This window comes from Streptomyces saintjeani (assembly GCF_055409605.1).
The window spans coordinates 1,356,683-1,373,827 of the sequence record NZ_CP189624.1; the positions used below are offsets into that span (position 1 = coordinate 1,356,683).

The 17,145-nt window shown below is 73.5% G+C and carries 3 protein-coding genes; all 3 read left to right on the forward strand.

Annotated elements, in window-relative coordinates:
- Position 1 precedes the first annotated feature (1 nt).
- Genes ACQCO7_RS06005 through ACQCO7_RS06015 form a run of 3 tightly spaced genes read left to right on the forward strand, consistent with a single transcriptional unit; the run spans position 2 to position 17,123 of the window.
- The gene (locus tag ACQCO7_RS06005) at positions 2-15,883 is read left to right on the forward strand and encodes an amino acid adenylation domain-containing protein (RefSeq protein ID WP_464070842.1); all 15,882 of its coding nucleotides are present in this window, start codon (positions 2-4) and stop codon (positions 15,881-15,883) included.
- A 6-nt stretch (positions 15,884-15,889) separates the two neighbouring features.
- Entirely contained in the window at positions 15,890-16,099 is a 210-nt protein-coding gene (locus ACQCO7_RS06010; protein WP_464070843.1) for an MbtH family protein, read from the forward strand.
- A 22-nt stretch (positions 16,100-16,121) separates the two neighbouring features.
- The gene (locus ACQCO7_RS06015; RefSeq protein ID WP_464070844.1) at positions 16,122-17,123 is read left to right on the forward strand and encodes a TauD/TfdA family dioxygenase; all 1,002 of its coding nucleotides are present in this window, start codon (positions 16,122-16,124) and stop codon (positions 17,121-17,123) included.
- The last annotated feature ends 22 nt before the right edge of the window (positions 17,124-17,145 follow it).

Below are 17,145 nucleotides of genomic sequence, written 5' to 3' on the forward strand. Positions count from 1 at the left end.
CATGAACGACGCCGCCTCGACGAACCCGGGCCTGCCGCTCACGGCGGCCCAGCACGGCGTGTGGGTCGCCCAGCGCCTCGCCCCCGGCAGCCCCCAGTACACGTGCGGCATCTACTACGACGTCCCCGGACGGGTGGACCGCGCCCTGCTCGCCCGGGCCGTGGAGCGGGCCGTGGGCGAGACCGAGGCGCTGCGGGTCCGCTTCCACGACGACGGAGAGACTGTCCGGCAGACGGTCGACCCGTCCGTCACGGGTGAGCTGGAGTACCTCGACCTCAGCGGCGAGGCCGATCCGGCCGGGGCCGCCCGGGCCTGGATCGACGCCGACCAGGCCCGGCCCGTACCGGTCACCGGGGGCCGGATGTTCCGGCACACCCTGCTGCGGCTCGGACCCGACCGGCACTGGTTCCACTTCCGCTACCACCACATCCTCCTCGACGGCTACGGACAGGTCCTGCACTGCCGCCGCCTGCTGGAGGTCTACACCGCACTCGCCGCGGGCGAGCAGCCGCCCGTGAGCGGCTTCGGCACCCTGCGCGAGGTCCTGGCCGAGGAGCACACCTACCTCGGCTCCGACCGCCGCAAGCGCGACGGTGCCTACTGGCAGCGGGAGTTCGCCGACCTGCCGGAGTCCACCGAGCTGGGCTCCGGCGCCACCGGACTGGCGCCCAGCCTGCCCGCCGCGACCGGCCGCCTGCCCGAGGACAGCGCGCTGCGGGTGCGCGGGCTCGCCGGGTCCCGCTGGTCCCTGCCGGTGATCGCCGCCATGGCGGCCCACACCCACCGCGTCACCGGCGCCCACGACGTCCTCGTCCGCGTCTTCATGGCCGCCCGGCTCAGCCCGCACGCCCTGGCGACACCCGCCATGCTCGTCAACGACGTCCCGCTGCGGATCCCCGTCGACGGCTCCACCACCTTCGCCGAGCTCCTGGAGCGCGTCGCCGCTCGCCTCGCCGAGGCGAGCCGCCACCAGCGCTATCCGCACGACGAACTGCGCCGCGACCTCTCGGCCGCGGCCCACCCGGGCACCCTGAGCGGTCCGTCCGTGAACGTCCTCTCCTTCGCCGCCGCCCGCCTGCCGTTCGGCCCCACCGAGGCCGAGGCGCACCAGCTCGCCTCCGGCCCGGTACGCGACCTGGCCCTCCACGCGTACGGCGACCCCGAGGCGGGCGACGGCATCGAGCTGACCGTCAACGCCCACCCGGGACGCTTCACCCCCGAGACGGCCGCCGCCCACCGCGACCGCTATCTGCGGCTGCTCACCGCCGTCACCGAGCGGCCCGACCTGCCCGTCGGCGCCGTCGACCTGCTCGACGACGCGGAACGCGAGCGTTTCCACGCCCGCAACGACACCGGCCGCGCGACGGACCAGCGCTCACTGGTGGAGCTGTTCGAGGCCCAGGACCCGGCCGCCGAGGCCGTCGCCTTCGAGGGCGAGCGGCTGACGTACGGCGAACTGGGCGCCCGCGTCAACCGTCTCGCGCACGCCCTGCGCGGGCGAGGCGTGGGACCGGAGTCACGGGTGGCCGTGGTGCTGCCCCGCTCGCTCGACCTCGTCGTCGCGCTGTGGGCGGTACTGAAGACCGGCGCGGCGTACGTGCCCGTCGACACCGGCTACCCGGCCGACCGGATCGCGTACGTCCTCGCCGACTCGCGCGTGGCGTTCGTGATCGACGAGGACACCGTGCGCTCCCTCGGCGACGGCGAGCCCGACACCGACCCCGGCGTTGTCCCGCGGGGGGACAACGCCGCGTACGTCATCCACACCTCGGGCACCACCGGCCGTCCCAAGGGCACCGTCGTCACCCACGCAGGCATCACCAACATGCTCGCCTGGATGCAGGACGAGTACCGGCTCACCCCGGCGGACCGGGTCGTGCACAAGACGCCGGTCGGGTTCGACGTGTCGGTGTGGGAGGTGTTCTGGACCCTCACCCGCGGCGCGACCCTCGTCGTCGCCCGCCCCGACGGCCACCGGGACCCGGCCTACCTGGCCCGGCTGGTCCGCGACGAGCACGTCACCGTCATCCACTTCGTGCCCGCGATGCTCGGCCCCTTCCTCGACGAGTACGCCCACCTGCCCACGGACGCGCTGCGCATGGTCAGCTGCGGCGGCGAGGCACTACCCGCCGGGCTCGCCGACCGCTTCCACCGCGAGTGCGGCGTCCAGTTGCACAACTCCTACGGGCCCACCGAGTTCTCGGTGACCGCCACCTCCCACGCCTGCGCGCCCGGCGAGCCCGTCACCATCGGCACGCCCACCCACAACTCGCGTGCCTACGTGCTGGATCCGGCGCTGCGACCGGTGCCGGACGGCGTCACCGGCGAGCTGTACCTCGCGGGCGTCCAGCTCGCCCGTGGCTACTTCGACCGGCCCGGCCCGACCGCCGAGCGCTTCGTCGCCGACCCCCACGGACCGGCCGGCACCCGTATGTACCGCACCGGCGACCTGGTCCGCCGACGGGCGGGCGGCGACCTGGAGTTCACCGGACGCGCCGACGACCAGATCAAGATCAACGGACAGCGGGTCGAACCCGCCGAGGTCGAGGCCGTCCTGGCGTCGGTGCCCGGTGTCGAGCAGGCCGTGGTCCTCGTCCACGACTCCGCCGCGGGAGCCCGGCAGCTCGTCGGCTATGTGACCGGCACCCCGCAGACCGACCCCCGGGAGTACCTCGCGGCCCTGCTGCCCGCCCACATGGTGCCGGTGAGCGTGCTCCTGCTGCCGTCGATCCCGGTGACCCCCAACGGCAAGACCGACCGCGGCGCCCTGCCCGTCCCGGCCCCGACCGAGAGCGGACGCGCACCCGCGACCGCCGCCGAGCACGTCCTGCACGCCCTGGCCGCCGTACTCCTCGCCCGCCCCGAACTGGGCGCGGACGACGACCTGTTCGCCCTCGGCGCGGACAGCATCCACGCCATCCAGCTCGTCAGCCGCGCCCGCCGCCAGGGCCTGCACCTCACTCCCCAGGACGTCTTCGACCACCCGACGGTCGCGCGGCTCGCCCGCGTGGCCACGACGGCACCGGCGTCCGCGCCCGTCGAGGACGATCCGGTCGGCGAACTCCCCGAGACACCCATGGCCCGGCGCCTCGCCGAACGCGGTGGTCCCACCGCCGGGTTCGCCCAGTCGCTCCTCCTCACGGCCGGGCCCGGACTGTCGTACGACCGGCTGTCCGCCGCCCTACAGCAGGTGCTCGACCGCCACGACGCCCTGCGTATGCGCGGCCGGCACATCCGGCCCGTGGGCGCGGTACGGGCCGAGGACTGCCTGACCCGCGCCGGGAACGAGGACGTGGCCGGGCAGAAGGAGGCCGCGCGCCGCGCGCTGTCGCCGGACGACGGGGTGATGGTGCGGGCGGTGTGGTTCGAGTCCGGCCGGCTGCTGCTCGTACTCCACCACCTGGTCGTCGACGGCGTGTCCTGGCGCATCCTCCTGACCGACCTCGCCGAGGCGCTCACAGGCGGCGAACTGTCCCCGCCCGGAACCTCGTTGCGCCGGTGGGCCGGACATCTCAGCGCCCCGGTCGACGAACTCCCGCTGTGGACCGACCTGTTGTCCACCCCGGAACCCGTGCTCGGCACCCGGCCCCTCGACCCCGCCCGGGACTGCCACGGCACGGCCCGCAAGGTCACCGTCACCGTCCCGGCCGACCTCACGGCCACCCTGCTGACGACCCTCCCCGCCGCCTACCGGGCGACCCCGGACGACATCCTGCTCGCCGCGCTGTCGGCGGCCGTGCAGCGCCATCGGGGCGAGGGACCGGTCCTGGTCGACCTGGAGGGCCACGGCCGTGACCACCTGCCCGACGGCATGGACCTGTCGACCACCGTCGGCTGGTTCACCCGTGTCCACCCGGTGCGCCTGGGCCCCGGCACCGGGACCGGCCCGGCCCTGATCAAACGCACCAAGGAGGAGCTGCGCGCGATCCCGTACGGCGGTCGCGGCCACGACCTGCTGCGCGAGCACCTCACGGGGCTGTCCGCGCCCAGGATCTCCTTCAACTACCTGGGCCGTCTGGACGCGACCGACCTGGGCGGCTGGCACCTCGCCGAGGGCGAGACGGCCGTGGAACTCCTCGCCGACGACGGCCTCGCGCTCACCCACGCCCTCCAGATCGACGCCCACGTCCGGGACGGCGAGCTGACCGCCGAGTGGACCTACCCGCAGGGCGTCCTCACGGAGACCGACGTACGCGCCCTCGCCGAGGCGTGGACGGGAGCCCTGGCCGAACTGGCCGCGCACACACGGGGCGGACTCACCGTCTCCGACGTGCCCCTCGTCCGGATCACCCAGGAAGAGCTGGACAGGTTCCGCGGCGCCACGGACGTCCTGCCGCTCTCCCCGCTCCAGGAGGGCCTGCTCTTCCTCGCGCTGTACGAGCCCGACGACCCGTACGTCGGCCAGCTCGTCCTGGAGTTCGACGGCGGCTTCGACGCCGACCGGATGCGGGCCGCCGCCACCGCCCTGCTGCACCGCCACCCGAACCTGCGCGCCGCTTTCCGCAGCCGCTCGGCGGGCGCACCCGTGCAGGTCGTCCCCGCCGACGTCAAGGTGCCCTGGGAGGAGCGCGCCGAGGACGACCTGGAGGCGTTCCTCGCCCGTGACCGCGCCCGCGGCTTCAGCGTCGTGCGACCGCCCCTGCTGCGGTTCACCGCGCTCGGCGGCCGTCTGGTGCTGACCCACCACCACCTGCTGCTGGACGGCTGGTCCCTGCCGCTGCTGGTACGCGAACTGTGCGCGCTGTACGGCGACACGGATCTGCCCCCGGCCGCCCCGTACCGCGACTACCTGGCCTGGCTCGACGGCCAGGACCGCGATGCCTCCGCCGAGGTGTGGCGCGAGCACCTCGCGGGTCTGGCCGCACCCACCCTGCTCGCCCCCGCCGAGCGCGCCTCGGACGGTCACGACGCCCACGAACTCGTCCTGTCCCAGGCGCTGACCGACGCCCTCACGGCGACGGCCCGTGCGCACCGGCTCACCCTCAACACCGTGGTGCAGGGCCTGTGGGGCCTGCTGCTCGGTGCGTTCACGGGCCGGGACGACGTCGTGTTCGGCGCGACCGCGGCCGGGCGCCCGCCCGAGCTGCCCGGCGCGGAGTCGATGGTCGGGCTGTTCGTGAACACCCTGCCGGTCCGGGTGCGGATCGACCGGGCCGAGCCGCTGGCGGCACTGCTGGCCCGGCTCCAGCAGGAGCAGCGCTCACTGGACGCCCATCAGCAGGCGTCCCTGGCGGAGATGACCCGCTCGTCCGGCTTCGACGCCCTGTTCGACACCATCGTCGCCTTCGAGAACTACCCGATGGACGACGGCATCGAGGCCGGCGGACTGCGCCTGGCCCACGCCGGGCTCGTCGAGCGCACCCACTACCCGATCAGCCTGTCCGTCTTCCCCGAAGACCGGCTGCGGCTGCGGCTGTCCTACCTCACCGGTGCCTTCGACGCGTCGGCGATCACACGGATCGCCGGTCTGCTGGCCGATCTGATCGGCCGCGTCGCGGCCGGACTCGACGCCCCGGCCGGCGAGCTGACCGTCGTGAGCGAGGAGGACAGGCTGCTGGTCACCGGCGTCCGTACGGCCGACGCTCCCGCGAGGACCGCCGCCACCGTCGCCCCCACCGCCGAGGACGGTGAACCCCGCTCGCCCGAGGAACGGACGCTGTGCGCCGTCGTCGCCGACGTCCTCGGCGTAGAACGGGTCGGCGTCCATGACGAGTTCTTCGCGCTCGGCGGCACCTCGATCCTGATGATCCGGCTGGTCCACCGGGTACGTGACGAGTTCGGCGTCGACCTGTCCCTGCGGGACGTCTTCGCCGCCCCGACCGTCGCCGGGGTCGCCGCGCGGCTCTCGGACATCGGCCCGCAGGCCAAGCGCATCACGGCGGACGAGCGGCCCGCCCGCGTCCCGCTGTCGTTCGCGCAGGAGCGCATGTGGTTCCTGCAACGGCTCCAGAGCGGCTCCGGCTCCTACAACGTCCCCATCCAGATCCGGCTGACCGGCCCCCTGGACACGGACGCGCTCGGCGCCGCGTTCGCCGACCTGGTCGCCCGTCACGAGGCGCTGCGCACGCTCTACCGGGAGGACGCCGAGGGCCCGCACCAGGTCGTGCTGCCGCCGGACACGCCCTTCGCCATGAAGGTCGTACGGGACGCCGGCCCCACCCCCGACCTGGTCGGCTCCGCCGGCCGGCCCTTCGACCTCGCCCGCGACCTGCCGATGCGGGCGACGCTCTACCCGACCGGCCCGGACAGCCACATCCTGCTCTTCGTGGTGCACCACATCGCCACCGACGGCGCCTCGCTGCGCCCGCTGACCGAGGACCTTTCCGCCGCCTACCGCGCCCGGCTCGGCGGCGGCGCACCCGACTTCTCCGAACTGTCCGTGCAGTACGCGGACTTCGCGGTGTGGCAGCGCGACACCCTGGCCGGAGATCTGCCCCGGCAGATCGACTACTGGAAGCAGCACCTGGACGGCCTGCCGCCCGAGGTCACCTTCCCCGCGGACCGGCCGCGCCCGGCGGTGGCCACCCACCGCGGCGACCACGTGGAGTTCTCCGTCGCACCGGAGCTCTATCAGCGGGTCCTCGACCTGGCGGGCCGCACCCGCTCCACCCCGTACATGATCCTCCAGGCGGCCGTGTCGACGCTGCTGTCCCGGCTCGGCGCGGGCGACGACATCCCGCTCGGCGGCATCATCGCCGACCGGCCGGACTCGGTGCTCGACGACGTGGTGGGCGTGTTCATCAACACCCTCGTCTATCGCTTCGACACCTCCGGCGACCCCAGCTTCGAGGACCTGCTCGACCGCGTCCGCGAAACCGGACTGGCCGCCTATGCGCACCAAGGGGTGCCGTTCGAGCGTCTGGTGGAGGAACTGAACCCGGAGCGGTCCCGGTCCCGGGCCGCCTTCTTCCAGGTGATGCTGGCCTGGCTGGACCTCACCGAGGCCCGCATCGAGCTGCCCGGCGTCTCCGCCGACCCGGGCCCGGTGACCAGCGGCACCGCCAAGTTCGACGTGCACTTCGACTGCCATGTCGAGGGCGGCGGGCTGCTGTGCCGCCTGGAGTACACGACCGACCTGTACGACCGGCGTACGGCCGAGAGCTTCGCGGCCCGCTTCGTGCGAGTCCTGGACACCGTCACCGCCGACCCGGCGCTGCGGCTGTCCCAGGTCGACGTACTCGACGCCGACGAACGCGCCCTGGTCCTCACCGGCTGGAACGACACCGCCGTGGCCTTCGACGGCGAAGGCTCCGTGGTCGAGCTGCTGGAGGCGTACGCGGCCCGGAACCCAGGCGCCGAAGCGGTCCGCTTCGAGGGCGAGCGGGTCACGTACGGCGAGTTCAACGCCCGGGTGAACCAGCTCGCCCACGCCCTGCGCGAGCGGGGTGTCGGACCCGAGTCACGGGTCGCCGTGATGCTGCCGCGCTCGGTCGAGCTGATGGTGTCCCTGTGGGCGGTGCTCAAGGCGGGCGCCGCGTACGTGCCGATCGACACCGGCTACCCGGCCGACCGGATCGCGTACATCCTCGCCGACTCCGGCGCCCGGCTGCTGATCTCCGACCGGGACGTCGACGGCTTCGAGCGGGTCGCGCCCGACGCCGAGGGGCCCTCGGAGAACCCGGGGGTGACGGTCCGCGGCGACAACGCCGCGTACGTCATCTACACCTCGGGCTCCACCGGCCGCCCCAAGGGCACGGTCAACACGTACGCGGGCATGGCGAACCGCCTGTGGTGGATGCAGCGCGACCACCGGCTCACCGCCGGAGAGCGCGTGTTGCAGTCCACTCCGGTCAGCTTCGACGTGTCGGTGTGGGAGGTCTTCTGGACCCTCATGTACGGCGGCACCCTCGTCGTGGCCCGCCCCGGCGCCCACCGCGACCCGCTCCACCTGGAGCGGCTGATGCGCGAGGACTCCGTCGCGGTCGTGCACCTCAGCGCGTCCATGCTCGGCGCCTATCTCGCCGAGACCCGGCTGCCGGACTGCGTGCGTCTGGTCGTCTCCGGTGACGAGGCCCTGCCCGCCGAGTTGGTCCGCCGCTTCCACGACGACTCGAGTGGCGTGCTCCTCAACGCCTACGGCCCCACCGAGGCCGCCGTCGACGTCACCGCCTGGGCCGCGCCGCCCGGCACCGGGACCGTGCTGATCGGCGGGCCCGTCGCCAACACCCGCGCCTACGTGCTCGACGACACGCTGGCGCCGGTCGCCCCCGGGGCCCCCGGGGAGCTGTACGTCGAGGGCGTCCAGCTGGCCCGCGGCTACCTCGACCGGCCCGCCCTGACCGCCGAACGGTTCGTCGCGAGCCCGTACGGGCCGCCCGGGGCGCGGATGTACCGCACCGGGGACGTGGCGCGCTGGACGGCGGACGGCGAGCTGGAGTACCTCGGGCGCGCCGACAACCAGGTCAAGCTGCGCGGCTTCCGCGTCGAACTCGGCGAGATCGAGGACGCGCTGGCCGACCATCCGGCCGTCGCCCGGGCCGCCGCGGCCGTGCACGGGCAGTGGCTCGTCGGGTACGTCGTGCCCGCCTCCCCGGGCGTCCCGGTCGACGCCGAGGCACTGCGCGAGCGGCTCACGGCACGGCTGCCGGAGTACATGGTCCCGGCCCAGATCGTCGAGCTGGACACCATGCCGCTCACCCCGAACGGCAAGCTCGACCGCAAGGCACTGCCCGTCCCGGAGCAGACCCACGCCTCCGGACGCGGGCCGCGTACCCCGCAGGAGGAGATCCTGTGCGGGCTGTTCGCCGAGGTGCTCCAGGTGGGCGAGGTCTCGATCGACGACGACTTCTTCGCCCTCGGCGGCCACTCCCTGCTGGTGACCCGGCTGGCCGGCCGCATCCGGGCCGCGCTGGACGTCGACCTCGAACTGTCGGTGCTGTTCGAGGCGACGACCGTGGCGAAGCTCGCGTCCCGGCTCGCCGGGAGCGGACCGCGCCGCGGCGGCGTCACCGCACAGTCGCGCGACGGGCGCCTGCCGCTGTCGTACGCCCAGGAACGGCTGTGGTTCCTGCACCGCTTCGAGGGCCCGTCCGCGACGTACAACCTGCCCGTCGCGCTGCGGCTGACCGGTGACCTCGACGTGGCCGCGCTCACCGCCGCCCTGGACGACCTGACGTTGCGGCACGAGGCACTGCGTACGGTCTTCGCCGAGGACGAGCACGGCCCCCACCAGGTGGTCCTGCCGTCCGTGCCGCCGCTGACCGTCGTCCACGCGGACGAGGACACGTTCGGCGAGCGGCTCGCCAAGGCCGTCCGCACCCCGTTCGACCTCGCCGCCCAACCCCCGCTGCGCGCCACCCTGTTCGACCTCGGCGCGGGCGAGCACGTGCTGCTCCTCGTCCTTCACCACATCGCCGGCGACGGCGCCTCCATGGCCCCGCTCGCCCGCGACCTCGCCACCGCGTACGCGGCCCGGACCCGGGAAGAGGAGCCCGCCTGGGCTCAACTGCCCGTGCAGTACGCCGACTTCGCGGTCTGGCAGCGGCGCGCACTGGGCGAGGCCGACGACCCGGATAGCGCCCTGTCCCGTCAGCTCGACCACTGGCGGACGAGGCTCACCGGGCTGCCCGAGCAGATGGAACTGCCCTTCGACCGGCCCCGGCCCGCCGTGCCCACCCACCGCGGCGACACGGTGCCCTTCACGGTCGGGCCCGAGGTCCACGAGGCCCTGGTCCGGCTCGCCCGCGACCACCACACGACCGTCTTCATGGTCGTCCACGCCGCCCTGGCCACCCTGTTGCACCGGCTCGGCGCGGGTGACGACATCGTGGTCGGCTCACCGGTCGCCAACCGCACCGACGACGCCCTCACGCCCCTGGTCGGCTTCTTCGCCAACAACCTCGTGCTGCGCACCGACCTGACCGGCGACCCCGCTTTCACCGAGGTGCTGCGCCGGGTGCGGGCCGCCGACCTGGCCGCCTACGCGAACCAGGACGTGCCGTTCGAGCGGGTCGTGGAGGTGGTCAACCCGGCGCGTTCCACCGCCCGGCACCCGTTGTTCCAGACCGGCCTCAACTTCAACAACGCCGACCAGCAGGCGGCTCTCGACCTCGCCGTCGACCTGCCCGGCCTCACCGCGCGCGTGCAGCCGGTCGCCTCGCCCGCCGCCAAGTTCGACCTGTCGTTCTTCCTCACCGAGCGGCCCGAGGGCGGGGCGCACGGGCTCCTGGAGTTCGCCACCGACCTGTTCGACCGCGACTCCGCCGCCCGCATCGCCGAGCGCTTCACCCGCCTGCTCACCGCCGTCACCGCCGAACCCGGCCGCCCGGTGGGGGAGTTCGACGTCGTGGACGCCGACGAGCGGCGGCTGCTGCTCACCGAGTGGAACACCACCGGCCACGAGGTGCCGTCCCGGACCCTCACCGAACTGGTCGAGGCACAGGCCGCCCGCACCCCGGACGAGCCCGCCGTCGTCTTCGGCGACACGGAACTGTCGTACGCCGAACTCGACGCCCGGGCCAACCGGTTGGCCCGGCATCTGACCGGCCTGGGGGCCGGTCCGGAGCGCTATGTCGCCGTGCTGATGCCGGTGTCCGAGGACATCCCGGTGACGCTGCTGGCCGCCCTGAAGACCGGCGCCGGCTACCTGCCGCTCGACCCGGCCCACCCCGTCGACCGGCTCGCCTTCATGCTGGCGGACATCGCGCCGGCCGCCGTGGTCACCACGGCCGAACTCGCCGAGACCGTCCGCTCGTCGACGGACGCCCCGGTCGTGCTGACCGACGATCCCGCGATCGCGGAGCAGCCGTCCGGCCCGCTCACCGACATCGTCCGGCGGCCCGAGCACGCCGCGTTCGTCATCTTCACCTCGGGCTCCACCGGGCGGCCCAAGGCGGTCGTCGTAGAACACCGCTCGCTGGTCGCCTATCTGGCCTGGGCGACCCACGAGTACGAAAGCCTGCGCCGGCGCGTCCTGGTGCACTCGCCGGTCTCCTTCGACCTCACCGCGACCGGTATGTTCGGACCGCTGATCTCCGGCGGCACCGTGGAACTGGTCCGCTGGAGCGCGAGCGGCCCCGACCCGGACGCCCATGTCACCCGGCCCGACTTCGTGAAGGCCACCCCCAGCCATCTGCACCTGCTGGGCGTGGTCCCCGAGGAGTACTCACCGGGCGGACAGCTCGTCCTCGGCGGCGAGTCCCTCCTGGGCGACGTGCTGGACGCCTGGCGCACCCGGCACCCCGGGGTGACCGTCCTCAACGAGTACGGCCCGACCGAGACCACCGTCGGCTGCAGCCTGTTCCGCATCGAACCCGGCGACCCCGTCCCACCCGGCGTCATCACCATCGGCACCCCTGCCTGGAACACGCAGATGTACGTGCTGGACGCGCTGCTGCGCCCGGCGCCCGTCGGTACCGCCGGCGAACTGTACGTCGCGGGCGACCTGGTCACCCGCGGCTACCACGGCCGCCCCGGCCTGACCGCCGGGCGCTTCGTCGCCAGTCCGTTCGGCCCGCCCGGGTCCCGGATGTACCGCACGGGCGACCTGGCCCGCTGGACGGCCGCCGGGCGACTGGAGTTCGTCAGCCGCGTGGACGACCAGGTGAAGATCCGCGGCTTCCGCATCGAACTCGGCGAGGTGGAGGCCGTCCTCACGGCCCGGCCGGGTATCGACGCCGCTGCCGTGATCGTCCGCGAGGACTCCCCCGGTGACAAGCGCCTCGTCGCCTACGTCGTGCCGGAGCAGGGTCACCCGGCGGACCTGGCCGCACTGCGGGCCGCCGCGGCGCGGGCCCTGCCCGACTACATGGTCCCGGCCGCGTTCGTCGTGCTGGAGACCCTGCCCCTGACCGCCAACGGCAAGATCGCCCGCAGGGCGCTGCCCGCTCCCGACCTCACCGCCGAGAGCTCGGGCAGGCCGCCCGCCGAGGGCACGGAGCGGCAGGTGGCGGACCTCTTCGCCGCCGTCCTCGGTGTGCCCGAGGTGGGGGCCGACGACGACTTCTTCCGCCGCGGCGGCCACTCCCTGCTGGTCGCCCGGCTGGTCAACCGGATACGTGTCGTCCTCGGAGTGGAGCTGTCCATCCGGGAGGTGTTCGAGCACGCGACCGTCGCCGGACTCGCGGAACTGCTCTCGGGCCGGCCGACGAAGGCGGCACGGCCCCCGCTCGTCCGGCACGAACGGCCCGAACGGGTGCCGCTGTCGGCGGCCCAGCGCCGGATGTGGTTCCTCGACCGGCTCGACGGCCCGGCGCAGACGTACACCATCCCCGTCGTCCTGCGGATGACCGGCGCCCTCGACAGGGACGCCCTGCGAAACGCCTTCGGCGACCTGGTGCGGCGGCACGAAGTGCTGCGCACGGTGATCGCCGAAGGGCCGGAGGGGCCGCATCAGGTCGTCGTCGACACGGCGCCGCGCTTCGCGGTCCGTTCGTACGAGCCTGCCGAATTCGACGCGGGGGTGGCCGAGGCCGCCCGGATGCCGTTCTCCCTGGACCACCAACTGCCCATCCGCGCCGTACTGTTCACCGACGGGGAGCGTGAACACGCCCTGCTGCTGCTCCTGCATCACATCGCGGGCGACGGCACGTCCATGCGGCCCCTCGCCGAGGACCTCTCCACGGCCTACGCCGACCGCCTCGCCGGCCGCGCCCCCGACTGGGCTCCGCTGCCCGTCCAGTACGCCGACTACGCGCTGTGGGAACGGGAACTGCCCGCCGACCGGCTCGACTTCTGGACAAGGGAGCTGGCCGGGATCCCCGACCAGATCGAGCTGCCCGCCGACCGGCCCCGGCCCGCCGTCGCGTCCCAGCGCGGTGGCACGGTGCCGTTCACGGTGCCGGCCGGGCTGCGCCGCAGGGTCCACGCATTCGGCCGTGACCGGGGCGCCAGCGCCTTCATGGTGCTGCACGCCACACTCGTCACCCTGCTGACCCGGCTGGGCGCCGGCGAGGACATCGTGATCGGAACACCTGTGGAAGGCCGACCGGACACCGCGCTCGAAGACCTTGTCGGACTGTTCGCCAACACCCTGGTGCTGCGCGCCGACGCCTCCGGCGACCCCACGTTCGAGGAACTGCTCGACCGGGTGCGAGCGGCGGACGTGGCAGCGTACGACCACACCGACGTGCCGTTCGAGCAGCTGGTCGAGGTCCTCAACCCGGTGCGCTCCCGCTCCCGCCATCCTCTGTTCCAGGTCATGCTGACGGTCAATCAGGAGGCGATCGCCCCCACACTGCCCGGACTTGAGGTGACCGTCGGGGACGTACCCGGCGACCAGGCCAAGTTCGATCTGTCGCTGACGCTCACCGAGAACCACGAGGGCGGCTGGTCCGGATCGGTCGAGTACGCCTCGGACCTGTTCGACCGCGCCACCGCCGAGAGTGTCACAGCCCGCTACCTGCGCCTGCTGGAGGAGGTGACCGCCGACCCGGCGCGTCCCCTGCACGCCCTGCCCCTGCTCACCCGGGCCGAACGCGAGGACGTGCTCGTCCGGCGCAACGACACCGCCCGGCCACTGCCACAGGCCTCGCTGCCGGAGATGTTCGAGGCCCAGGTGGCGCGCACCCCGCACGCGGTGGCCGTCGTCTCGGACGGTACGGAGCTGACGTACGAGGAGCTGAGCCGCCGCGTCGGCCGGCTCGCCCGGCATCTGACCACGCTCGGGGCCGGACCGGAGACCGTCGTCGCGGTGGTGCTGCCGCGCCGCCCGGAGGTGGTCGTGGCGCTGCTCGCGGTCCTGAGGACCGGAGCGGCCTATCTGCCGGTCGACCCCGCCAACCCGCAGGCGCGGATCGACGCGCTGGTCGCCGACGCGGGCGCCGCGATCGTGCTCACCGAGGACACGCTCAGCGCGGCTGCTGACAGCCTCGCGGACGGTGCCCCGGGCATCCGGGTCCACCCCCGCCAGGCCGCCTACCTGATCTACACCTCCGGATCGACCGGCCGCCCGAAGGGAGTGGTCGTCGAACACGGTTCGCTCGCCGCCTATCTGAACGAGGCCGCGGCGATGTACCCGGCCGCGGCCGGCGAATCCCTGGTGCACACCTCCCTCGCCTTCGACATGCCGGTGACCACGCTGTTCACGCCGCTGGTCACCGGCGGCCGGGTGCGCTTCGCGGACCTGGACGAGGACACGCCGACCCCGGACCTGCTGAAGGTCACCCCGAGCCATCTGCGGCTCCTGGAGTCGCTGCCCGACCGCGTCAGCGACGCCCGGAACCTGGTCATCGGCGGCGAGGCACTCGACGGCACCGCCCTCCAGGCGTGGCGCGAGCGCCACCCCGAGGCCGTGGTGATCAACGAGTACGGTCCCACGGAGGCGACCGTCGGCTGTGTGGTCCACCGGCTCGAACCGCACGACGAACCGGGCGCGGGGTCGGTGCCCATCGGCCGCCCCATCGGCAACGCCCGCGTGTACGTGCTCGACGAGCACCTTCAGCCCGTCCCCGACGGTGTGTGGGGCGAGCTCTACCTCGCCGGCGCCGGGCTCGCCCGCGGCTACGCCGGGCGGTCCGGCCAGAGCGCCGAGCGGTTCGTCGCCGACCCGTACGGCCCGCCCGGAACCCGGATGTACCGGGTGGGCGACCGGGCCCGTTGGAACCGCGCCGGGGTACTGGAGTACGCCGGACGCGTCGACGACCAGGTCAAGATCCGGGGTTACCGGATCGAGCCCGGCGAGATCGAGGCCGCGCTGACAGCGCTCGACGGAGTCGCGCGAGCCGCCGTGGTCGCCCGCGAGGACCGGGCCGGCGACCAACGGCTGGTCGCCTACCTCGTGCCCGAGGCCGCACCTCTCGTCGCCGACGAGCTGCGGGCCCGGCTCGCCACGACGCTGCCCGCGTACCTCGTACCGTCCGCGTTCGTCGAGGTCGACGTGATCCCCCTCAACGCCAACGGCAAGCTCGACCGCAGGGCGTTGCCCGCCCCGCCGGACACCGCCGCCGGCAGCGGCCGGGCGCCGCGGACACCGCGGGAGGCACTGCTGTGCGGGCTGTTCGCCGAGGTACTGGGCGTGCCCGAGGTCTCCGCCGACGACGACTTCTTCGCCCTCGGCGGCCACTCCCTCCTCGGTACCCGGCTCGTCGCCAGGGTCCGGGCCGAACTCGGCGCCCGCGTCTCGGTGCGGACCCTGTTCGAGGCGTCCACCCCGGCCGCGTTCGCCGAACGGCTGGACGCCGGTCCCGCCGAGGGCGGCGACACGGACGCGCTGGCCCCCCTGCTGCCGCTGCGGAACACGTCGGCCGCCGGCACCCCGCTCTTCTGTCTGCACCACGTGGACGGGATCGGCTGGTGCTACGCGGTACTCGGCCCGCACCTCGACGAGGACACGCCCCTGTACGCCGTCCAGGCCGCGGGACTCGACGGCGGCGACGAACTGCCCGGCAGCGTCAGCGAGATGGCCGAGCACTACGTCGAACTCATCCGCGAGGCCTGGCCGTCGGGGCCGTACCGGCTGCTCGGCTGCTCGTCGGGGGGGCTGCTCGCCCACGAGGTTGCCGTACAACTACAGGAGGCCGGCGCGACGGTCGAGTCGGTGATTCTGCTCGACACCCATCTCCCGCACGTCGACCACCTGGGGGTCGAACCGACCGACCAGGAGTTGCGGGACCACGTGCCGATCCCGGAGGACGGACCGGTCCTGCTCACCCAGGAGCTGCGGGCGGACCTGGTGCGGGTCGGTGTCCACATCCGGCGGGTCTCGCTGCGGCACGTGCCCCGCGTCTTCGACGGCGACGTCGTGCTCTTCCACGCCCTGCGCCCCAGCGCGCCCGGTGAGCCCCTGCTCGACCCCGCCGACTGGCAGCCCCACGTGACCGGACGGATCGATGTCCACGACGTCGACGTCGCCCACCTCGACCTCCTCCTCGGCCGGTCCGCCGAAACCATCGGCCGGACCGTGGCCTCGCTCCTTCGCGCAGAGAACGACCGGAAAGGCAACTGATCCGCCATGAGCAACCCCTTCGAGAACCCCGACGGCATCTACCGGGTCCTGGCCAACGACGAGGGTCAGCACTCCCTGTGGCCCGACTTCGTGACCGTGCCGGCCGGCTGGACCACCGTCTCCGGCCCGGACAGCCGCACCGCCTGCCTGGAGTACATCGAGCGCGAGTGGACCGACCTACGCCCCAGCAGCCTCGTCCAGGCCATGGGTGAATGAACGAGCGAAAGGGAACACGCACGTGAGCAGCGTCGACACGACGCAGACACCGTACGCCTCGGCGACCGCCGACGGCACCGTACGGTACGACGCCCACACCCTGGCCCGACTGGGCCAGGTGGCGTCGGAACTGCTGGACCAGGCGCGGGACCGGGTCGACGACCCGGCCTGGGTGGACCACGCCCGCCATGCCTGGGAGGACAGCCCCACCGACGTACGGCGCACCGTAAGGGAGTTCCGCAGACATTCCGGGCCCGACGGGAGCCTCGTCCTGCGGCACCTCCCCATCAATGCCCGGGATCTGCCCCCGACCCCCATGGTGAGGGGCTCCGTCCAGCACACGCCGTCCCTACCGGCGGCGATGCTGCTGCTGTTCGCGGCGGGGCTCGGCGACCCGGCCGCGTTCGCGGCGGAGAAGTCCGGGGCTCTGGTCCAGGACGTCGTGCCGGTGCCCGGTGACGAGGAGGTCCAGGGAAACGTCGGATCGGTCGAACTCACCTTCCACACCGAGAACGCCTTCCACCCCCACCGCCCCGACCACGTGATGCTGCTGTGCCTGCGCCCCGACCACGAGGGCGTCGCGGAACTGCGCACCAGCTGTGTACGGCGCGTCCTGCCGCTGCTGACACCCCGCACCCGGGCGGCGCTCGGCAGGCCCGAGTACGTCACCGAGGCCCCGCCGTCCTTCGGCCCGGCCGGCGAGGGCACCGCGCACGCCGTGCTCACCGGTGACCCGGACGACCCGGACTGGTGCATCGACGAGGCGGCGACCCGGGGGGTGACTCCCGAGGGGCGGGCGGCCCTCGCCGAACTGGGCGAGGTGGTCCACCGGACGTACACGGCGGTGCGCCTGCGCCCCGGTGACCTCGCCGTCGTCGACAACCGGGTCACCCTGCACGGCCGTTCGGCGTTCGTCCCGCGCTACGACGGCCGCGACCGCTGGCTTCAGCGGACATTCGCGTTCAGCGACCTCCGCCGCTCCCGCGACCACCGCCCCGGCGACGGAACGGTCCTGGTCAAGTGACCCCGTTCACCGAAGCGCCATG

Coding starts and splice junctions, on each gene's coding strand:
- ACQCO7_RS06005 (WP_464070842.1), top strand. CDS start 2: ATGAACGACGCCGCCTCGACGAACCCGGGCCTGCCGCTCACGGCGGCC.
- ACQCO7_RS06010 (WP_464070843.1), top strand. CDS start 15,890: ATGAGCAACCCCTTCGAGAACCCCGACGGCATCTACCGGGTCCTGGCC.